This is a genomic window from Arthrobacter sp. efr-133-R2A-63, assembly GCF_030209795.1.
Taxonomy (GTDB): Bacteria; Actinomycetota; Actinomycetes; order Actinomycetales; family Micrococcaceae; genus Arthrobacter; species Arthrobacter bambusae_A.
Map to the genome: position 1 here is coordinate 34487 of NZ_JARVRG010000017.1, position 20384 is coordinate 54870.

17 protein-coding genes are annotated in these 20384 nt (G+C 63.7%); 5 read left to right on the forward strand and 12 right to left on the reverse strand.

All coding sequences use genetic code 11. The features are described from left to right. Positions 1-3 precede the first annotated feature (3 nt). From ctaC to QRN45_RS08295, 3 genes are all read right to left on the reverse strand, one after another. Positions 4-876, reverse strand: coding sequence for an aa3-type cytochrome oxidase subunit II (ctaC, locus tag QRN45_RS08285; protein WP_078105134.1), 873 nt, complete (start codon positions 874-876; stop codon positions 4-6). A gap of 181 nt (positions 877-1057) precedes the next feature. Continuing rightward, on the reverse strand, positions 1058-1444 hold the full coding sequence (locus QRN45_RS08290) for a HesB/IscA family protein (RefSeq protein WP_059390004.1): 387 nt from the start codon (positions 1442-1444) through the stop codon (positions 1058-1060). 170 nt (positions 1445-1614) lie between these two features. Further along, positions 1615-3042: a dipeptidase gene (locus QRN45_RS08295; RefSeq protein ID WP_241710220.1), complete on the reverse strand. Its 1428-nt coding sequence runs from the start codon at positions 3040-3042 to the stop codon at positions 1615-1617. 121 nt (positions 3043-3163) lie between these two features. On the opposite strand from QRN45_RS08295, the gene QRN45_RS08300 reads away from it, so the two are divergent. Beyond that, positions 3164-3757 (forward strand): DUF3043 domain-containing protein, encoded by a 594-nt coding sequence (locus QRN45_RS08300; protein ID WP_078105139.1) that lies wholly within the window; start codon positions 3164-3166, stop codon positions 3755-3757. A 97-nt stretch (positions 3758-3854) separates the two neighbouring features. On the opposite strand, the gene QRN45_RS08305 is transcribed toward QRN45_RS08300, so the two are convergent. After that, the gene (locus tag QRN45_RS08305; RefSeq protein ID WP_241710221.1) at positions 3855-4922 is read right to left on the reverse strand and encodes a quinone-dependent dihydroorotate dehydrogenase; all 1068 of its coding nucleotides are present in this window, start codon (positions 4920-4922) and stop codon (positions 3855-3857) included. Between the two features lie 68 nt (positions 4923-4990). On the opposite strand from QRN45_RS08305, the gene QRN45_RS08310 reads away from it, so the two are divergent. Genes QRN45_RS08310 through QRN45_RS08320 form a run of 3 tightly spaced genes read left to right on the forward strand, consistent with a single transcriptional unit; the run spans position 4991 to position 8799 of the window. After that, positions 4991-6673, forward strand: coding sequence for an FAD-binding dehydrogenase (locus tag QRN45_RS08310; RefSeq protein WP_241710222.1), 1683 nt, complete (start codon positions 4991-4993; stop codon positions 6671-6673). Between the two features lie 9 nt (positions 6674-6682). Next, complete coding sequence (locus QRN45_RS08315; RefSeq protein ID WP_241710223.1) at positions 6683-7729, forward strand: alpha/beta hydrolase; 1047 nt, start codon at positions 6683-6685, stop codon at positions 7727-7729. Further along, positions 7726-8799: an alpha/beta hydrolase gene (locus tag QRN45_RS08320; protein ID WP_241710224.1), complete on the forward strand. Its 1074-nt coding sequence runs from the start codon at positions 7726-7728 to the stop codon at positions 8797-8799. The genes QRN45_RS08315 and QRN45_RS08320 overlap by 4 nt, the downstream gene beginning before the upstream one ends. A gap of 35 nt (positions 8800-8834) precedes the next feature. On the opposite strand, the gene QRN45_RS08325 is transcribed toward QRN45_RS08320, so the two are convergent. The 3 genes from QRN45_RS08325 to leuA form a co-directional block, all read right to left on the reverse strand. Beyond that, positions 8835-9653, reverse strand: coding sequence for an isoprenyl transferase (locus QRN45_RS08325; protein ID WP_078105128.1), 819 nt, complete (start codon positions 9651-9653; stop codon positions 8835-8837). Positions 9654-9655: 2 nt separating this feature from the next. Beyond that, positions 9656-10411 (reverse strand): DNA repair protein RecO, encoded by a 756-nt coding sequence (gene recO / locus QRN45_RS08330; protein ID WP_264636457.1) that lies wholly within the window; start codon positions 10409-10411, stop codon positions 9656-9658. An 83-nt stretch (positions 10412-10494) separates the two neighbouring features. Beyond that, positions 10495-12234 (reverse strand): 2-isopropylmalate synthase, encoded by a 1740-nt coding sequence (gene leuA, locus QRN45_RS08335; RefSeq protein WP_078105126.1) that lies wholly within the window; start codon positions 12232-12234, stop codon positions 10495-10497. 251 nt (positions 12235-12485) lie between these two features. Here leuA and QRN45_RS08340 point away from each other — a divergent pair, with 251 nt between their 5' ends. Then, complete coding sequence (locus QRN45_RS08340; protein WP_241710225.1) at positions 12486-14438, forward strand: M13 family metallopeptidase; 1953 nt, start codon at positions 12486-12488, stop codon at positions 14436-14438. 97 nt (positions 14439-14535) lie between these two features. On the opposite strand, the gene QRN45_RS08345 is transcribed toward QRN45_RS08340, so the two are convergent. From QRN45_RS08345 to QRN45_RS08365, 5 genes are all read right to left on the reverse strand, one after another. Then, complete coding sequence (locus QRN45_RS08345) at positions 14536-16113, reverse strand: LCP family protein (RefSeq protein WP_241710226.1); 1578 nt, start codon at positions 16111-16113, stop codon at positions 14536-14538. A gap of 74 nt (positions 16114-16187) precedes the next feature. After that, positions 16188-17150 (reverse strand): GTPase Era, encoded by a 963-nt coding sequence (era, locus tag QRN45_RS08350; RefSeq protein WP_078105123.1) that lies wholly within the window; start codon positions 17148-17150, stop codon positions 16188-16190. After that, positions 17134-18465, reverse strand: coding sequence for a hemolysin family protein (locus tag QRN45_RS08355; RefSeq protein WP_078105122.1), 1332 nt, complete (start codon positions 18463-18465; stop codon positions 17134-17136). Before QRN45_RS08355 ends, era begins: the two co-directional genes overlap by 17 nt. After that, positions 18462-18935: an rRNA maturation RNase YbeY gene (ybeY, locus tag QRN45_RS08360; RefSeq protein ID WP_078105121.1), complete on the reverse strand. Its 474-nt coding sequence runs from the start codon at positions 18933-18935 to the stop codon at positions 18462-18464. Before ybeY ends, QRN45_RS08355 begins: the two co-directional genes overlap by 4 nt. Then, positions 18932-20020, reverse strand: a complete 1089-nt coding sequence (locus tag QRN45_RS08365) for a PhoH family protein (RefSeq protein WP_241710227.1) — start codon at positions 20018-20020, stop codon at positions 18932-18934. Before QRN45_RS08365 ends, ybeY begins: the two co-directional genes overlap by 4 nt. Positions 20021-20384: the final 364 nt, after the last annotated feature.

Consider the following 20384-nt stretch of genomic DNA (forward strand, 5'->3'; position numbering starts at 1 on the left):
CCCTTAATTCTTTGCGTTCAGGTTCGGGTTGCGGTCGTACTTCGAATCGAGAAGACCGGTGTTGCCGCTCTGGCGAAGCTGATCCATGTGTGCCTGGAACTCGGCTTCGGAAACGACCTTCACGCGGAACAACATCTCAGAATGGTATTCACCGCAAAGTTCGGCGCACTTGCCGTCATAGGTGCCCTCCTTGGTGGGGGTCAACCTGATGTAGTTGGTCTTGCCGGGAATCACGTCGCGCTTCTGCAGGAAGGCCGGAACCCAGAAAGAGTGGATGACGTCGCGGGAATTCAGCTCGAGGTCAACCGACTTGTTGACCGGCAGATACAGCGTCGGCAACTGGTTCAAGTCGATGGCGTTGCCCGTGAGGTGCGCCTGGACGCCCGCTTCGTGAACGTCATCGGTGATGACAGAGCCCTTGACGTAGTTGAAGTCCCAAGCCCATTGCTTGCCCACGACGTCGATGGTGACGTCGGCCGGCTTGGAGCGATCGTCAATCGCCTGCTGGTCCTGGTTGGTGAAGTAGAAGAACACCAACACCATGAACAGCGGAATGGTCAAATAAAAGACCTCCAGAGGGAGGTTGTAGCTAAGCTGCTTCGGGAAACCCGTGGTGCCCTTGCGGCGCCTGTAGGCGATGATGCACCAAACCAGCAGACCCCAAGTGATAATGCCGACTACGAGGGCGGCGATCCATGAGTTGACCCAGAGGTCCATGATCCGATCGGTGTTGCTGGTTGTACCACGTTCCGTGGGCAACCAGCCTTTTTCTACCTCTGGTGAACATCCGGTCAAAACCAACGCGCCGGCTAGTGCCAAGCCAGTGATCGAGGTGATCTTTATGCGTCGGCTGCCGGTTCGGTTCTGCGAACTCACAGACGGCCCTTCCTCTTGTTGCTGCAGCCCGGCAGGCGGAAGGCCCACCGGGCACACTAAAGTTTTACTACCCGATGTAGAGCTTACCGCTACCAAGCGGTTTTCGCCGACATGCTGGCCCAGTGCGTCGGGACGGGTTTAACCCGTTCCTGAACTGGGCCAACAGTCTGCGAATGCCCGGTTAGTGGAACGAATCGCCGCAGGCGCAAGACCCGCCGGCGTTGGGGTTGTCGATCGTGAAGCCCTGCTTGGAGATCGTGTCCTCGAAGTCGATGCTCGCACCGCTCAGGTACGGCACGCTCATCTTGTCGACAACCACTTCGACGCCGTCGTAGTCGCGGACGGCATCGCCGTCGAGCAGGCGCTCGTCGAAGTAAAGCTGGTAGATCAGGCCCGAGCAGCCGCCCGGCTGAACAGCGACGCGAAGCCGCAGGTCCGTGCGGCCCTCCTGTTCGAGAAGGCTCCGGACTTTACCTGCTGCGACATCGGTCAACTTGACCTCGTGCTCAGGAAGCTCGCCGCCTGCGAGCTGCGCTCCGGTGCTGTTTTCGTTGGTTGCAGTGCTCATTGGCCTACCTTCTTATGACGCTCTTGGCGGCTGCGCCTACGCGCTGCCTGCCCTTACCCAAATACGTGCGGGCTATAGCTACATGCTACGTCGAGCCGGCGCATAGCTATAACTTCTAACGTAACCGGCCGGACCCTTGGCTTGTTCCCCGGCCTGATGCGCGCGTGGGCTCAGAGGCCTTCCGAGTTCAGGCGGGCCAGCATCAGGGCCTCGGCCAGCACTGCGTTGCGGAAATCCCCGATGTGGAGAGATTCGTTGGCGCTGTGGGCCCGTGAATCCGGGTCCTCGACACCAGTCACCAGGATCTGGACATCAGGATAGGTTTCGGTCAGGTCCGCGATGAAGGGGATTGATCCGCCGATCCCCATTTCGACGGCGGGCACACCCCAGGCTTCACCGAGTGCCCACATCGCGATCCGGGCGGCAGCTGATCCTGTATCGGTGGAGAAGGCGTTGCCCCGCTCCCCCGGCACGAACGTGACCTTCGCTCCGAAAGGCGCGTTCGCCGCGAGGTGTTTTCCGACGGCGTCCATGGCGGCATCGGGATCTTGCCCGGGAGCCAAGCGCAGGCTGAACTTCGCCCTCGCAGCGGGGAGCAACGTGTTGGATGCGACGTCGACGGCGGGTGCGTCGATGCCGATGATAGACAAGGCGGGTTTGGTCCAGAGCCTCGACGCAATACTGCCGCTGCCGGCGAGCCGCACGCCGTCGAGCACTGAGGCGTCGGCACGGTACTGGTCCTCGTCCACGTCCTCCACGACGTCATCCCTGGCTACCAAGCCCTCGATCGCGACGTTGCCGTCGTCGTCGTGCAGCGTGGCGATAAGGCGGGACAGGAGGGTCGGCGCATCCAGTACGGGACCGCCGAACATGCCGGAGTGCACGGCGTGTTCGAGCACCCGTACTTCGAAGGTACCGTCCACCAGGCCGCGGAGACTGGTTGTCAGTGCCGGTACGCCGACTTTCCAGTTGCTGGAATCGGCTACGACGATGACGCTCGCTTCGAGGAGGTCGCGGTGCGTTTCGAGGAAAGTGCGGAAGGTGGGTGAACCGGCTTCTTCTTCGCCCTCGAAGAACAAGGTGACTCCAAGGCCGAAGTCGTCTCCCAACACCTGGGTTGCCGCGGCGTAGGAAGCAAGGTGGGCCATGATGCCGGCTTTGTCGTCTGCGGCGCCACGGCCATAAAGGCGGCCCTCGCGTTCCTCGGCCACGAACGGCTCGGTGTCCCACAAGGTCACGTCGCCCGGCGGTTGCACATCATGGTGCGCGTACAGCAGGATGGTGGGCTTGCCCGGCGCGGCGAGGCGGCGCGCAACAATCGCAGGGCCCCCAGCGGTCCCGTCGGCCTTGTCGCAGCGCAGGATCTGTACGTCCTGGAAGCCCGACTCGCGGACCAGCGAGGCAACAGCCTCGGCGCTTCGCTCGAGTTCGGCCGGGTCGAAGCTGGGCCATGCGATCCCCGGAATAGCGACCAGGGCTTTCAAACGAGCCATGGTCTCGCCGAAGGAAGCATCGATCGAGGACTTGAGCGCATCAACATTGATCGTGCCGGAGCCGCCGGAAAGGGTCTGCGGGATCTCCGCATTCATTGAAGTCATGGCGAAAACACTACCGCCGCGAGTGGTGCTGGGGAACCGGGCCGGGCGGCGTGGCGGCCCCATTCGCCGGGCGGCGCGCCACGGCGACTTTCGCGCGGTTCCTGCGGGGTATTCTGTAGTGGTGTTTGGACGTAAAAAGGATGAGCCGAGCGCTCAAGACTCAATAGACCAGCTTGCCGCCGATCCCGCCGTGAGAGGCGCTGGCAAGGGCGCTCCCACGCCCAAGCGCAAGGAACAGGAAGCAGCCCGCAAGCGTCCCCTCGTACCGACGGACCGCAAGGCCTCGAAAGAAGCCGAGCGTATCGCCGTGCAGGACCAGCGCCAGAAAATGCGCCAGGCCCTCGACACGGGGGACGAGAAGTACCTGCCGCTGCGGGACAAAGGACCCCAGAAGCGTTTCGCGCGCGATTATGTCGATGCCCGTTTCAGCCTCGGTGAGTACTTGATGTTCGGTGCCCTGCTTTTCGTCGTGATCTCCTTCGTCATTCCTTCGGGAAGCGACGCCCTCAGCTACATCCTGATCGGCTTCTGGGTCATGTTCCTCGCTGTCTTCGCGGATGTGTTCGTCCTTTCCCGCAAGTTGCGCAAGGGCTTGACGCAGAAGTTCGGCGACATCGAGCGTGGCACCGTCTGGTACGGCAGCATGCGTTCCCTGCAGTTCCGTCGCTTGCGCCTGCCCAAGCCGCAGGTGCAGCGGGGCCAGTACCCCGCGTAAAGCCATCCGTCGCCACGGACCCGAGTCCATGAACCAGAAAGACCCTGGAACAACTGTTCCAGGGTCTTTCTGGTTTGTCCGCGCCTGGCGGCGACGCTTAACTGCGACGTTTGGCCAAGGCCCTGTTGATCCCGGCGGCCCAGAACGGACCTTCGTAGAGGAACGCCGTGTAACCCTGCACGAGGGTTGCGCCGGCGTCGAGCCGTTCCTGGACGTCGGCCGCGGACTGCACTCCGCCGACCGCGATGAGCACGAGGCCCTCCCCCACCGCGGCCTTCAGGCGGCGCAACACCTCGAGCGAACGCCCCTTGAGCGGGGCGCCCGAGAGTCCGCCGGCGCCGCACGCCTCGACTTTGACCGGATCGGACACCAGGCCTTCCCGGCCGATGGTGGTGTTTGTGGCGATGATCCCGTCGAGCTTGAGGTCCAAGGCGAGGCGGGCGACGTCGTCGATGTCTTCGTCACTCAGATCCGGTGCGATCTTGACGAGCAACGGCACATGGCGCCCCGCGGATTCGTCTGCCGCATCTCCGACGGCGCGCAGGAGCGGACGAAGCGTTTCGACGTTCTGGAGCAGGCGCAATCCCGGCGTATTGGGTGAACTGACATTGACTACCAAGTAGTCGGCGGCGGGTGCCAGGCTGCGGGCGCTGACCAAATAGTCCTCAACGGCGTCGTCGAGCTCTACAACCTTGGTCTTGCCGATGTTGACTCCGATCACGGGACGGACCCCTGAATGGGTCCGCTGCAATGCCGCCCGCGCGGCCTTGAGCCGCGGGGCCACGGCTGCCGCGCCGTCGTTGTTGAAGCCCATGCGGTTGATCACGGCTTTGTCCTCGATCAAGCGGAAGAGCCGTGGCTTCTCATTGCCGGGCTGTGCCTGGCCCGTGATAGTACCTACTTCCACGTGGCCGAAGCCCAGCTCGGCGAGGGCCTCGATGCCATGGCCCTCTTTGTCGAAGCCGGCCGCAAGGCCAAAGGGTGAGGGGAAGGTCAGCCCCAAAGCCTCGGTGCGCAAGGAGGGGTGGGGAGCCGTCATTTTGGCGAGGACGCGTCCTGCTCCTGAACGGTGTGCGAAGCGGATCGCCTGGAAGCCGATCTTGTGGGCCTTTTCGGCGTCCATCCAGGAGAAGGCCAACTTGAAGAATGTGGGGTAAACGCGCATGGTCCTAGTTTTCCGGTTTAGGGGTCCCGCACCAAACCAGGGCGGTTACCGGACGGTAGCATGTACGAATGCCGAGCAATCCACGTGATGGAGTTCACTCCGAGGCTATCATCAGAGCCGATGTCATCGTTATCGGTGCGGGATTGTCGGGGCTGGTCGCCGCGGCCCACGCCTACGCCGCCGGCAAACGCGTTGCGGTCTTGGACCAGGAGCCGCCGGCCTCCGTGGGCGGCCAGGCACATTGGTCTTTCGGCGGCCTGTTCCTGGTCAATTCTCCCGAGCAGCGGAGGCTGGGTGTCAAGGACAGTGCCGAACTCGCCTTGAGGGATTGGCTGGCGTCGGCTGCCTTTGACCGGCCGGAGGAGTCGTGGGCCCGGTTGTGGGCGGAGGCCTATGTGGATTTCGCCGCCGGCGAGAAGCGCCGGTGGCTGCGCTCCCTTGGCGTGCGGATCTTTCCGCTCGTGCAGTGGGCCGAACGGGGCGGTTATGGTCCCCAAGGCCACGGCAACACGGTCCCGCGGTTCCACGTCACGTGGGGCACCGGACCCGGCGTCGTGCAGCCCTTCCTGGCAAAAGTGAACGAAGGCGAGGCCCGCGGAAGGGTGTCCTTCCACTTCCGGCATCGCGCCACGGAAATAACGACGACGGCGGACCGCGCCACAGGGGTCAGCGGCGAGATTCTTGAGCCGTCCGGAGCCGGACGCGGCGAAGCATCGCCAAGGACCGTCGTCGGGCGGTTTGAGGCGACCGCCGGCGCGATCATCGTGACCACCGGCGGGATCGGCGGGAACCATGCCATGGTGCGCAGGCAATGGCCGGACGGGAGCACCCCGGAACACATGCTCAGCGGTGTACCCGCGTCGGTCGACGGCGAGTTCCTCGCTGCCGCTGCAGCCGCCGGCGGGCGGCTCATCAATGGAGACCGCATGTGGCACTACCCCGAAGGCATCCACAACCACTCCCCCGTGTGGCCTTCGCACGGCATCCGCATCCTGCCCGGTCCGTCGGCGCTGTGGATTGACGCGACGGGCAGGCAGTTGCCCGCCCCGCTGTTTCCGGGCTTCGATTCGCTGGGAGCCCTCCGGCATATCCTGGCGGGCGGGCACGGACATTCGTGGTTCGTGTGCAACCGCACCATCGCGCTGAAGGAGTTCGCCCTGTCCGGCTCGGAACAGAACCCGGACCTGACTGGCAAGGACATCAGGCTCCTTGTTTCCAGGCTCAAACCCGGCAGCGACTCTCCATTGCGCCTCTTCCTGGACCGTGGCGTGGATTTCCTGCAAGCTCCAACGGCCGCCGAGCTCGCCGCGAAAATGAACGCGCTGACAGGTTCAGCGCTCATAGATCCCGCCCGGCTCGATTCCCTCATCCACGATCGGGATTTGCAAGTGGCGAGTGGGCTGGGCAAGGATCCACAACTTGCCGCGATCCGGGCGGCCCGGCGTTTCGCCACCGACAAGATCATGCGTGTTGCCCCTCCGCACCGGCTCAGCGACCCGAAACACGGTCCCCTCCTGGCCGTCCGGCTCTCCGTTTTGACGCGCAAGAGCCTCGGCGGACTTCAAACGGACCTTCGCTCGCGCGTGCTCGACGATTCCGGCGTTCCGGTCCCCGGCTTGTACGCGGCTGGTGAGGCTGCCGGTTTCGGTGGAGGAGGAATCCATGGCTACCGGGCGTTGGAAGGAACGTTCCTCGGCGGGTGCCTGTTCTCCGGTCGCGCAGCCGGGCGCGATGCCGCGGCGAGTGTCTAAGCTGTTCCCATGGAGTGGCAGACCGACATCCTCGGTGCGGACTTCGAAAGTTGCGCATTCGAGGCGGCTGGACCTGACGGAGTGGTCCGGCGCGCAACGCTGGTCCGCCATGTTCCGCGCCAAGGTGCCGGCAACCCCTGTGATTCTCCCCCTCCGGCCGACCGCTCGGTCCTGTTCCTGCACGGGTGGAGCGACTACTTTTTCAACGTCGCCCTCGCGGAGTTCTGGACGGCACAAGGCTTCCGTTTCTACGCGTTGGACATGCACAACCATGGCCGCAGCCTGCAAGCGGACAGTCCTGGCGGTTACGTAGAGCACCTGAACGACTACGACGCCGAAATCAGCAAGGCCATCGACATGATCCGTTCCGCCGGTCAGCATGGCCAGGAGCCCGGTTCTTTGACGCTCATGGGACATTCCACCGGGGGTCTCGTCGCCGCTCTGTGGGCCAGCAGCCACCCTGGCTCTGTTCAGTACCTCGTACTCAACAGCCCGTGGCTTGAAATGCATGGAAGTTCCGTGGTCCGCCGCGCCGCGCAGACCATGGTGAAGCCGCTCGCGCGATTCCGACCCACGACGATCCTGCGCCTGCCCGAACGCGGCTTCTATTTCCGAAGCATCAGCAGCTCGGCCGAAGGCGAATGGCTCCTGGACGAAAAGTACCGTCCGCCCTTGGCCTTCCCCATGCGGGCCGGTTGGCTCAGTGCGGTCCTCAGCGGCCACACGAGGGTGGCCCGCGGGCTGAGGATAGACATCCCGATCCTGGTCCTGATTTCCGGAGCCAGCGCCAACGGCATGGTCTGGCAGGAGTCCATGCGGCACTCGGACGCCGTGCTGGACGTCAACACCATGGCCGTCCGGGCGATGACCCTGGGCCGTACGGTCACCCTGGAGCGGGTGGATGGCGGCCTCCACGACGTCTTCTTGTCGGCCGGTCCGGTACGCGCGGATGCCTATGACAGGCTTGCCCGCTGGATTCACGGGTACATCACCAGCGGGCCGCGGACGGAACCTCCGGCAGGCCGCGAACTGGGACAATCGGGGGAAACGCCATGACCACGGAACTGGGGTTGCCAGTCTGGCAACAGGACTTTCTGGGGGGCGGGTTCGAGGCCTTGGAACTCGAACTCCCGCCGGACGAAGAGGGACCCGCCTGCGCCACCCTCGTCCGGCACGTCCGTCCCGTGGCGGCACCGTCGGTGCCGCACGGGCTCCTGGATGCCTTGACGGCATTCACCCGACGCCGACGCCGGAGCGTCGTTCCTGTCAGCCAGGGGCCGCCGAGGGTGGTGCTGTACCTCCACGGCTGGGCCGACTACTTCATGCAGACCGAACTGGCTGAGTTCCTGGGCGCCTCGGGCTTCCATTTCTATGCCCTTGACTTGCGGAAGTTCGGACGAAGCCTGCGGCCGGGCCAGACCCCCGGCTACACGACTGACCTTTCTGTCTATGACGAAGACCTTGATGCCGCCCTCCGCGCGATCCGGCAGGATGTTGCCGAGCTGACGGGCAGCGTGGAGGAACCTACAATCCACCTCCTGGCCCATTCGCTGGGCGGCCTGATCGCGGCGCTGTGGGCGGACCGGAATCCCGGCCGCATTGCCACGCTGACATTGAATTCGCCGTGGTTGGAGCTCCAAGGCAGCAGCCTGATCCGCAGCATCGCGATGCACGTCGTGGAGCCGTTTGCCCGTACCGACCCCAAGCGTCCCTTCCGGTTCCCGGAGATGCCCGCCTACTGGGAAAGCGTGAGCAACCTGGCCCACGGCGAATGGACCCTTGACCCGGAATGGCGGCCGCGCGCTTCCTTCCCGATCCGCGCAGGGTGGACCAAGGCAGTCCTCGCGGGCCACGCCGCCGTCGAACGCAAACTCAATATCGACGCTCCGGTGCTCGTGCTGCTTTCCGGCCGGACCCGGATCCAGGCTGAGTGGACCGCGGAGCTTATGCGCGTCGACGCCGTGATCGACGTCGAGCAGACGGCCCGCCGGGCGCTGGGCCTCGGGCGCCGGACTGCGGTGTTCCGCTATCCGGGTGCGCTCCACGATGTGTTCCTGTCACGGCGCACCGTCCGGCAGCAGGCCTACAGAGACGTTGCCATCTGGTTGGCTTCGTACCCGGACTGAGCGGTTGGCACGCTTGTGCCAATTCCTTGCCGCAGTCAGCGGGGTGCGGCAGCGTCTACGGCGCCTCCGTAGCGGCGGTCGCGTTTGGCGTAAATCTCGACGGCGTCCCACAACGTCCTGCGGTCGACGTCGGGCCACAACGTGTCCATGAAGACGAACTCCGCGTAGGCCGATTGCCACAAGAGGAAGTTCGAGAGCCGTTGCTCGCCGGAGCTCCGTAGAAACAGATCGACGTCCGGAAGGTCCGGTTCGTCGAGGTACTTCTGGATGGTCTTCTCGGTGACGGAACCCGGCTTCAGGCGGCCATCGGCAACATCCTGGGCAATCGCGGCCACGGCATCGGCGATCTCGGCCCGGCCGCCGTAGTTAACACACATGGTCAAAGTGCAGGTGTCGTTGCCGCGCGTGAACTGCTCGGCATCCTCCAGCTCTTTGATGACGGAACCCCACAGCCTGGGCCGCCGCCCCGCCCAGCGAATCCGCACCCCCCATTCATCGAGCTGGTTGCGTTGCCGACGTAGCACGTCCTTGTTAAATCCCATGAGAAAGCGCACTTCTTCAGGAGAGCGACGCCAGTTTTCGGTGGAGAAAGCATAGACGCTGACATATTTGATGCCCAGTTCGATCGCCCCGGCCATCACGTCCAGCAGGGCCGGCTCCCCTGCCTTGTGGCCCTCGATGCGCGGCAGCCCACGTTGGTTCGCCCAGCGGCCGTTGCCGTCCATGACGATGGCGACGTGTTGCGGTATCAGTTCTGCGGGGATGGCCGGCGGCCTGGCGCCGGAAGGATGGTGGTAGGGGGCCTTCACCGGCGCGGTCCGCGTCGTTGCCGTCTTCTTTTTTCCCAGTGCCACTTTCAGCTTCGCTCCACATGTTTGAGGGACTTCAATGCTCGTTCAAGATGCCATTGCAGGTAGCTCGCCACCAATCCGGCGGCCTCGCGGCGGTGCAAGGATTCGGAGCTATCCGCGGTAGCCCAGTCCCCCGTGAGCAGCGCGCCCAGCAAGACGACGGTCTCGCGAGCGGGTGCCGGCGAACCGGGCGGGCGGCAGTCGTTGCAGATCATTCCGCCCAAAGGAGCGGAGAAAGCCGTGTGCGGACCGCTCGCCCCGCAGCGGGCGCAATCCGTGAAACTGGGTGCCCAGCCTCCGGTTGCCAAAGCGCGGAGCAGGTAGGAATCAAGAATGAGTTCCGGCGGGTGGTCGGAACGGCTCAACGCAGCTAGTGCCCCGACAAGCAGGTTGTATTGGGCCGTTCCGGAATCGGCGTCGGCGTCGGTCAGTTTCTCCGCCGTTTCCGTCATGGCGGCTGCAACGGTATACCGGGAGTAATCGGCGGCGATCGAGCTCCCATAGGCTCCCTTGGCGACCGCCTGGGTGACAATATCCAAGGTGCGGCCGGACACGAGTTGCAGGTCAGCGACCATGAACGGCTCCAGCCGGGCGCCGAACCGGCTGCTGGTGCGCCGTACGCCCTTGGCAACCGCCCTGACTTGTCCATGGTGCTTTGTGAGCAAGGTGATGATGCGGTCCGCTTCGCCCAGCTTGTGGGTGCGCAGCACGACGGCATCGTCCCGATAGGAGCGCGCTGCAAACGACGAAGGATTGGCCACAGTTAATCTTCGCACCACACCGGGCCTTCTCAGGTCCGGTGAAGCCGTGCGGCGCCGTGTTGACGGCGCCGCACGGCACATGGCTATGCCCGGACGGCCCTGATGGCACGGTTGACGGCAGAGATGACCGCCTTGAGCGCTGCGGTGCTCGTGTTGGGATCGATGCCCACACCCCAGAGAACCCGCTCGCCAACGGCGCATTCCACATACGCCGCGGCGGTGGCGCTGCCACCTTCGGACAGCGCATGTTCCGAGTAGTCCAGGACGCGGACGTCCACGCCGTCTTGGCGCAAGATGTCCAGCATGGCCGCGATCGGTCCGTTGCCGGCGCCGGTGCGCTGAACTACAGTGCCGTCAATGCGCAGGGCTGCGTGCAGGGTGAGCTCGCCGGACTCATCGGTTTCGGTGCGGATGGAACCCAGCGAATAGCGTCCCCACTGGCCGTCGGCCGTGCTGGCGGGCAAGTACTCGTCCTGGAACATCGCCCACAACTGGGCTCCGCTGACTTCGCCGCCCACGGTGTCGGTGCGGTGCTGGATGACGCCGGAGAACTCGATTTGGGCCCGGCGCGGCAGGTCCAGGCTGTGCTCGTTCTTGAGCAGGTACGCCACGCCGCCCTTGCCGGACTGGGAGTTGACGCGGATGACTGCCTCGTAGCTGCGGCCCAGGTCCTTGGGATCGATCGGCAAGTACGGAACCTGCCACGTGAAGTCGTCCACGGCCTTGCCGGCAGCGGCAGCGTCCTTTTCGAGGGCTTCGAAGCCCTTCTTGATGGCGTCCTGGTGCGAGCCGGAGAACGCCGTGAACACCAGATCGCCGCCATACGGGGAACGCTCGGGAACCGGCAGCTGGTTGCAGTACTCCACGGTCCGTCGGACTTCATCGATGTCGGAGAAGTCGATCATCGGGTCGACGCCCTGGACAAACATGTTCAGGCCGAGGGTGACCAGGTCCACGTTGCCGGTCCGCTCGCCGTTGCCGAACAAGCAGCCTTCGATGCGGTCGGCGCCGGCCAGATAGCCCAACTCTGCAGCGGCAACGCCCGTCCCGCGATCGTTGTGCGGGTGGAGGGAGATGATGATGCCGTCACGGGGATGCAGGTTACGGTGCATCCATTCGATGGAGTCCGCGTAGACATTCGGGGTGGCCATTTCCACGGTAGCGGGCAGGTTGATGATGACCTGCTTGTCCGCGGATGCTTCGAAAACGTCGGCAATCGCGTTGCAAACGCGCGCTGCGTACTCAAGTTCGGTTCCGGTGAAAGACTCCGGCGAATACTCGTACGTGATGTGGGTATCCGTGAGTGTTTCCTCGTACTTCTTGCACAAGCGGGCACCTTGGAGGGCGATGTCCAGGATGCCGTCCTCGTCCTGGTTGAACACGACGCGGCGCTGCAGAACCGAGGTTGAGTTGTACAGGTGGACGATTGCCTGCTTGGCGCCCACGAGGGATTCGTAGGTGCGCTCGATGAGGTGTTCACGTGCCTGGGTCAGGACCTGGATGGAGACGTCATCCGGAATGTGACCGCCTTCGATGAGCTGCCGCACGAAGTCGAAGTCGGTCTGCGAAGCGGACGGGAAGCCGACTTCGATTTCCTTGTACCCCATCTTGACCAGCAGCTGGAACATCTTCAGCTTGCGGGCAGGGCTCATGGGGTCGATCAGGGCCTGGTTGCCGTCACGGAGGTCCACAGCGCACCAGCGCGGAGCCTTGGTGATGACCTTGTCCGGCCAGGTGCGGTCCGGGAGCTCGACATTGATCTGGTCCTGGAAAGGCAGGTACCGGTGAATGGGCATTCCGGAGGGCTTTTGTGCGTTGCGCATGACTTGGGGCCTTTTCTCTTAATCTTTGATGGAAGATTGGCCGGGCACAGCTAACTCCGCAGCGAGGGTTGGCCTAGCGAATGATCGCCTTCGAGGCCCCGCCGCGGCAGCTAAGGAGAAGCATTCCTGCACGCACCATTTCACACTAACACGGGTGCGTATGATGACAATGCAATACCAGATGCAACGTCCACTATGCAGACGCGGGAACGGTTGTGAGCCGGTTCCGCTCGTCTTCCGAAGGAGTTCTTGTGCCACAGTCGGGGATCACACTGTCCAACATCGATGAAAGCGTCAGGCCGCAGGACGACCTTTACCAGCACGTCAATGGTGCGTGGCTGAAGTCGACGGTGATCCCTGACGACCGCCCGCTTGAGGGAACGTTCACGGCCCTGCGGGACGGCGCCGAACTGGCAGTCAAAGCGATCATCGAGGAAGCTGCCGCCAAGGGCGAGGACGCCAGCGGCATCGAACGCAAGGTAGGCGAGCTCTACAACAGCTTCATGGACGAGGAAGCCATCGAAGCAAGGGGCATGGAGCCTGTCCGGGACAGGCTCGCGGAGGTTTTTGCGACTACTTCGCCCGCCGGCGTGGTGTCCCTGACCGGGCGGCTGTTCCGCTCGGATGTCTCCGGCCTCTTCTCGATCTACCCGGCTCCCGACGCCGGGAACCCGGACCGGGTCCTGTTGTACATCGGCCAGGGCGGCCTGGGGCTTCCCGATGAGTCCTACTACCGGGACGAGAAGTTCGCAGGCATTGTCAGCGCCTATGCGAAATATGTCGCCAAGCTCTTCGGGCTGGCAGGAATTCCCGACGCCGACGGTGCTGCCGCGCGCGTTGTCGCCCTCGAAAAAGCACTCGCCTCGCACCATTGGGACAACGTCACCTTGCGGGATCCGCAGAAGACGTACAACCTCAAGACCGTGGAAGAGGGCCGGGAGCTTTTCCCGTACCTCGACGCATGGTTCGATTCGGCCCGGATCGAAGGCGACAAATTCGCCGAGCTGGTGGTGAGCACGCCTGATTTCTTCACCGGCGCGTCTGCCCTCGTCGAGTCCGAGCCGCTTGCCACATGGCAGGAGTGGCTGGCCCTTCGTGTGCTCAATGCCGCCGCCCCCTACCTCTCCTCGGGGTTCGTGGACGCGAACTTCGATTTCTACGGCACCACCCTGAGCGGCACTCCGCAGAACAAGGACCGCTGGAAGCGCGGCGTCGCCGTCGTCGAGGCCGCCTTGGGCGAGGCCGTCGGCCAAATCTATGTGGAGCGCCACTTCCCTGAGGGTTACAAAGCCAGGATGCAGACTCTGGTTGCCAAACTCATCGAGGCCTACCGCGAGAGCATCACGGCGCTCGATTGGATGGGCGAGGACACCAAAGCGGAAGCGTTGAAAAAGCTCGCGGCCTTCCGGCCCAAGATTGGTTTCCCGGACAAGTGGATCGACTATTCCGCCGTCGACATTCACCCTGGCGATCTTCTGGGGAACGTCGAGCGGGCGCACAACGCCGACGTCGACCGGCACCTCGATGAGGTCGGCAAGCCGGTCGATCTCGACAAGTGGCTCATGACCCCGCAGACGGTCAACGCGTACTACCACCCGATGTTGAACGAGATTGTCTTCCCAGCTGCGATCCTGCAGCCGCCCTTTTTCACGGCGGAGGCCGACGACGCGGTCAACTATGGAGGCATCGGCGCCATCATCGGCCATGAAATCGGCCACGGCTTCGACGACCAGGGCTCCCAGTTCGACGGGAGCGGGGCGCTGCGGAATTGGTGGAGCGAGGAGGACCGCAAGGCCTTCGAAGGGCTCGCGGCGAAACTCGTGGCCCAATTCGACGCCCTTGCCCCCTATGCCGCGCCCGAGCACAAGGTCAACGGGAAACTCACGCTCGGCGAAAACATCGGCGACCTGGGTGGCCTGACCATCGCCTACAAGGCCTACCTCCTGAGCCTCGACGGTTCGGAGCCGCCGGTTCTTGAAGGACTGAGCGGTGGCCAGCGCTTCTTCATGTCCTGGGCGGCCGGCTGGCGCCAGGTCATCCGTCCTGAGGAAGCCATCCGGCGCGTCGCGACTGACCCGCACTCCCCCAACGAGTTCCGAACCAATGCCATCGCGAAGAACCTCGACTCGTTCCACGACGCGTTCGCAGTGGAACCCGGGGATGGAATGTGGCTGTCGCCCGAGGACCGGGTCAGTATCTGGTAGCCATCTGGTAGGCGGCGACGCTAAACGGAAGGGAGCGGTCTCCACGCGACGTGTGGAGACCGCTCCCTTCGCTGCGTCCCGGGTCTTTCCCGTGTTGCTATCTCGCGATGAGTGCCGGGTTGACCGCCTGGCATTTCACGTCGCCTGCAGTCTGCTTCACGACGTTGGATGGTACGGAGGCCACTCCGTACTTGGTCCCGGAATCGAAGTCACTGCCGATATAGACCTGGACACCGACCACACCCGTCGATGGTTCGATTTGCGAAGCCGGGATGCCGAGGAGGCTCGCGACGTCCGGAGCGACGTCGGCATAACCGGCCCCGTAATAGACAACGGTCTTCGGTACGGCGGCCGCAAGGAAGTGCGCGGCTTTCGTGAATCCGCCACCGGCCAAAGCTGCGGCGATCTCCTGGCCGCGGGATGCGACGCCTGTTCCGTCGGCAACGGTCACTGGCTGAAGGGCCTTGTCATAGGCGGGAACGGCGGGAACAGGCGGCGCCGGTGCCGCGCTGCTGGACTGCGCGCCCGATGCCGCAGGCGTGGGACCCGCCGATGGAGCGGCGGTAGCCCCCGGGGTGGTCAGGTCCAGGTTCGCACGCATGGCGGCGAAGAGTTGGGAAGCCTGCGGTTGGACCAATTCGAGCCTGTTGGGATCGACGGCGGCGGGCTGGGTGGGAACCGAAACGAACGCGACCTTGGACAGGTCGACGTCTTTGAGGCGGCTGCCGATGGTCAGGAGCGACTGGACCGACGCCAGGCCTTCATCCACGGTCAGGTTCTTTGTCACGGCATCCGCGATGGACAGCAGGCTCTGCGGATTGCCCAGCGTTCCGTCGGACTTGATCTTGCGGGTCAGGGAGGAGAGGAAGCCCTGTTGCGCCTGGATGCGGCCGAGGTCGCTTCCGTCGCCAAAACCGTGGCGGGTCCGGAGGAAGGCCAAGGCCTGTTCCCCCTGGACGCTCGATGTTCCCTTGGGGAGCCGGAGGCCTGAATCGGGGTCGTATACGGCATCGCTCACGCACACGTTGACTCCGCCGACGGCGTTGGACAGCTCCTTGACGGCGTTGAAGTCGGCCATCATGAAGTGGTCGACCTGCAGTCCCATGAGCTTGTTCACGGTGTCTACGGCGCAACCGATCCCGGCTTCCGCCATGGCCGAGTTGATCATGACGTTGGAGTGCGGTTGATATACGGTGCCGGTTTTGGGATCGGTGCATGACGGGACATCCACCAGGAGGTCTCGCGGAATGCTGGTGAGGCTGACCCTCTTGTTGTCCGCCGAAATGTCGAGCAGCATCATGACGTCCGACTGGCCATAGCCCGTGGAATCCTGCGTGGATCCGTATTGCGAATTCTTCCCATCCCTGGTGTCGGAACCGAGGATGAGGATCTGCAGGCGGTCCGTGGCGTCGTTTGCTGCGGCCTCGGTCCTCGGTGCGCCTGCCGACAACGGTGCCGTGCTGATGTTCGACTGCAAGCGGATAACCCAGTAAGCGGCGAAAGCGATACCGCCGAGCAACAACACTGAGACCGTGGCGGCAGTGACCTTGAGCCAGATCGGGAGGCCCTTGGGAGCATTCATGTGGCGGGGGGTGCCGGGAGCTTCCCCGTGGCGTGCAGCGCCGCGGGCACCACCGGTGCCGGGCTCCTGTACGCGTGCATCGCGACGTCGCACGACTTGCTCAACCTTTCCTCGGAAAATGGGATTCGGACCATTTTACGGGCCCAATCTGGGAAATTCCCCAGCGGCTAGAATCCCAGCTTCACGAGTTGCTTCGGGTCGCGCTGCCAGTCCTTGGCCACTTTCACGTGCAGGTCGAGGTAGATCTTGGTTCCCAGGAGGGCCTCAATTCCCTTGCGGGCGTTCGTTCCGACCTCGCGCAGCCGGCTTCCGGCCTTGCCAATGATGATGGCCTTCTGGGACGGGCGCTCAACGTACAGGTTCACCCGCACGTCGAGGAGCGGGTTGTCCTCCGAGCGTCCTTCGCGGGGCAGGATTTCCTCCACCACCACAGCCAAGGAGTGCGGAAGTTCGTCGCGGACGCCCTCCAGAGCTGCCTCCCGGATAAGCTCGGCCACCATGACAGCCTCCGGTTCATCGGTGAGTTCACCGTCCGGGTAGAGCGGCGGGGAAGGCGGCATGTGGCCGATGAGGACGTCGGCCACAGTGCTGACCTGGAAGCCGTCGGTCGCCGAAACCGGGACGATATCGGCCCAGCCTTGTTCGCCGAGGACTTCGCGGCCCAGGGCGGCGACCGCCAAGAGCTGCTCGGTCAGCGCCTGGCGGTCCACCAGGTCGGTCTTGGTGACCAAGGCGATGATGGGCTTGCGTCCGACGGCGGCGAGCTGGGCTGCGATGTACTTGTCACCCGGCCCGATCTTTTCGTTGGCCGGCAAGCAAAAACCGATGGCGTCCACTTCGGAGAGGGTGTCCGCGACGAGATCGTTGAGCCTCTTGCCAAGGAGGGTGCGCGGGCGGTGCAGGCCCGGAGTGTCCACCAGGATGAGTTGGGCGTCCTCCCGATGGACAATGCCGCGGATCGTGTGCCTCGTGGTCTGCGGCTTCGCCGAGGTGATGGCCACCTTCTGGCCTACCAAAGCGTTGGTGAGGGTGGACTTCCCGGCATTGGGACGGCCGACAAGAACCGAGAATCCTGCGTGGAAGCCGCCGAAGTCCTGATCGGCGTCGAACTTCTTATTGTGCTTGCTCACGTGGAACTCCCTGTTGCGTTGTATCGGCCTCGTCGAGAAGGTCTTCAAGGTCAGTGTCTTCTTTTGGAATGGCTGCCGCAATGATATGGCTGACCCGGTTTCGCCGGCCTTCCAGCCTATCGGCTTTCAAGGAGATCCCATCCACCTCCACCGCACTGCCTACGATCGGCACTTTGCCCAGGGTCTTGGCCAGGAGGCCGCCCACCGTGTCCACTTCGTCGTCGTCGAGGTCTATGTCGAAAAGCTCGCCGAGGTCGTCGATGCTCATCCGGGAACTGACGCGGTACGTGCCGTCACCAAGGTCAGTGACCTCGGCATCGTTGGAGTCGTACTCGTCGACGATCTCCCCCACGATCTCCTCAATGAGGTCCTCGAGCGTCACCAGTCCTGCCGTGCCGCCGTATTCGTCAATGACGACCGCGACGTGCGTGGACTCTTGCTGAAGCTCGCTCAGGAGGTCGCTGACAGGCTTCGATTCGGGAACGAAGCGTGCTTCGCGCGCTATGGCGTCAACGTCCTGGCGCACTGACGGCTGGTCGGGGCGGTGCAATGCGGCCGCGACGTCCTTCAAATAGAGGATGCCCCGGATCTGGTCGGCGTTTTCGCCGATGACGGGGATCCTTGAGTACCCCGAGCGCAGGAACAAGGCCATGGCCTGTTCCAGGCTGGACCCGGACTCGATGCTCACAATGTCGGTTCGAGGGACCATTACCGAGCGGACCAGTGTGTCTCCGAAGTCGAAGACCGACTGGATGAGTTCGGCCTCGCTGTCCTCGATCATGTCGGATTCCGTGGCCCTGTCGACCAGTTCGCGGAATTCTTCCTCGCTGAAGAAAGCTTCATCGCCGCTGGGTGCACCGGGTGCGACCGTACTGCCGATCGCCACGAGCCAGCCGGGAATGGGACCAAGGATCCAACACAGGAACCTGATGAGCGGAGCCGAGTAGCGAACCACGCCTCCCGAGTGCGCGCGTCCAAGTTGGCGCGGCGAGACACCCACCAAAACGAATCCTATGACGGCCATGATGCCTGTCGCCGCCAAACCGGCAAGCCAGACGTTCTCGAGGAGGCTGTGCATGACGACGGCGACGGCCACCGCAGCCGCCATCTCGAACCAGACCCGCCAGAACCGCAGCGCGCGGATGTGCGCGACGGGCTGGGCGAGGATGCTGCGGAGCGAATTCCCCCGGCTCTTGACGACGGCTTGCTCTGCGTCATGCCGCGGCAGGAAAGTGAAGGCAGCTTCAGCCGCGGTCAGCAGGGCGACGAAACTGAGGAACACCAACGCCATCCCGACCAGGATGAGTGATGTCACTGCATGGTCTCCATGGGGGCATCCTTGCCAAGGAACGCGGACAGCAGCTCACGCTGCAGGCCGAACATCTCTTCTTTTTCCTCCGGCTCGGCGTGGTCGAAACCGAGCAGGTGAAGGATTCCGTGCGTGCAGAGCAGGAGCATTTCATCCTGCGTTGAATGACCGGCGTTGCGCGCTTGGACCTCGGCCACTTGCGGGCAGATGGCGATGTCGCCCAGCATGCCCTGCGGGGCCGGCTTGCCCGGTGTTCCCGGCGTCAGCTCGTCCATCGGAACAGACAGGACATCGGTGGCGCCGGGTTCGTCCATGAGCTCGATGTGGAGTTTTTCCATGGCGGGTTCGTCCACCAAAAGGATGGAGAGTTCGGCCTGGGGGTGAATGTAGAGCCGCTCGAAGATGAAGCGTGAAAGCGTCACCAATTGTGCCTCGTCCACCTGGACGCCGGACTCGTTGTTGACCTCGATGCTCATCGGTGTTCTCCCCGTTTGTCGTGGATGGGCGTGTGCTGGGCACGCACCCGGTGCTTTTCATCCCAGATGCTGTAGGCGGACACGATGTCGGCAACGAGCCGGTGCCTGACGACGTCGGACGCGTCGAGCATCGTAAAGTTCACGCCATCGATCCCGTTGAGGATTTCCTGGACGATGCGCAGCCCGGACGTGGCGCCGAAAGGCAGGTCCACCTGGGTGATATCGCCCGTCACGACCATCTTCGAGCCGAAGCCCAGGCGGGTCAGGAACATCTTCATCTGCTCTGCGGTGGTGTTCTGGGCTTCATCGAGGATGATGAACGCGTCGTTGAGCGTGCGGCCGCGCATGTAGGCAAGCGGTGCCACCTCAATGGTCCCGGCCGCCATGAGCCGCGGGATCGATTCCGGGTCCATCATGTCGTGCAGGGCATCGTACAAAGGACGGAGGTACGGGTCGATCTTGTCGCTCAGCGTTCCCGGCAGGAAGCCGAGGCGTTCCCCTGCCTCGACGGCAGGCCTGGTGAGGATGATCCGGCTGACTTCCTTGAGCTGCAAAGCCTGAACGGCTTTTGCCATCGCCAGGTACGTCTTGCCGGTGCCCGCCGGGCCGATCCCGAAGATCACGGTGTTGTCGTCGATGGCGTCGACATAGTTCTTCTGGTTCAGCGTTTTGGGGCGGATGGTGCGTCCGCGGCTCGAAAGAATGTTGTGGGTCAGGATTTCCACGGGGTTCTGCAGGGACTGGCTGCGCAACAAGGAAACGAGCTGTTGGAGGACGTCCGGTGTGATGACCGTCCCCTTGCCGACCAGGCCGCGGACTTCTTCCAGGAGGCGCATGATCCGGGGAACATCGCTTGACGGGCCGCTGAAGGAGAGCTCGTTGCCGCGCACATGAAAGTCGACACCGGGGAACTGGGCTTCGATGTAGCGCAACGCCTCGTCATGGCTGCCAAGGGTCTGAACCATCTGATCCGAGTTGTCGAAGATGACAACTTCCGTCCGGGCGCCCGGGACAGAGTGCGGGAACTCGGCCGGACCTGTGTCAACGCTGCCGGCCTTGGGCCGCCCGTTCAATGATTCTGTCATAGTGCTGGCCTTGCGGCCTGTGCTCCTCCGGCTTGGTGATGTCCATCGATTTTCTCCGATGTCCGTGTGCTGGATGGGCGCAGGATCGCGGGCCTCGGATTGCTTTCAATCCTACGCCAGCCAGTCTCCCGGATGGTTCCGGGCCGTGCCCGTCGGGGCTGCAGGGCGGCGGATCCGTGCGCTTTGGTATCAACTCGGCATCGACCTCGTATCAATCGGATTGCAGTTCGCCGCCGGAGTATCGAAACGCCAACCGGCGCCCGCGGGACTATGACAAGCTGATTCATGGGCAAAAATGCCCCTGTGCCCGAAACCGGGCGCACGACTCCCCCGCACCACAGCGGCAGAACACGAGCAGGAATCC

What these genes read in the sequence shown, in the direction of transcription:
- QRN45_RS08295 (WP_241710220.1), bottom strand. Translation starts at nt 3,042, where the DNA reads ATGACTTCAATGAATGCGGAGATCCCGCAGACCCTTTCCGGCGGCTCC.
- QRN45_RS08310 (WP_241710222.1), top strand. Translation starts at nt 4,991, where the DNA reads ATGCCGAGCAATCCACGTGATGGAGTTCACTCCGAGGCTATCATCAGA.
- leuA (WP_078105126.1), bottom strand. Translation starts at nt 12,234, where the DNA reads ATGCGCAACGCACAAAAGCCCTCCGGAATGCCCATTCACCGGTACCTG.
- QRN45_RS08315 (WP_241710223.1), top strand. Translation starts at nt 6,683, where the DNA reads ATGGAGTGGCAGACCGACATCCTCGGTGCGGACTTCGAAAGTTGCGCA.
- QRN45_RS08365 (WP_241710227.1), bottom strand. Translation starts at nt 20,020, where the DNA reads ATGACAGAATCATTGAACGGGCGGCCCAAGGCCGGCAGCGTTGACACA.
- QRN45_RS08320 (WP_241710224.1), top strand. Translation starts at nt 7,726, where the DNA reads ATGACCACGGAACTGGGGTTGCCAGTCTGGCAACAGGACTTTCTGGGG.
- ybeY (WP_078105121.1), bottom strand. Translation starts at nt 18,935, where the DNA reads ATGAGCATCGAGGTCAACAACGAGTCCGGCGTCCAGGTGGACGAGGCA.
- QRN45_RS08305 (WP_241710221.1), bottom strand. Translation starts at nt 4,922, where the DNA reads ATGCGCGTTTACCCCACATTCTTCAAGTTGGCCTTCTCCTGGATGGAC.
- QRN45_RS08290 (WP_059390004.1), bottom strand. Translation starts at nt 1,444, where the DNA reads ATGAGCACTGCAACCAACGAAAACAGCACCGGAGCGCAGCTCGCAGGC.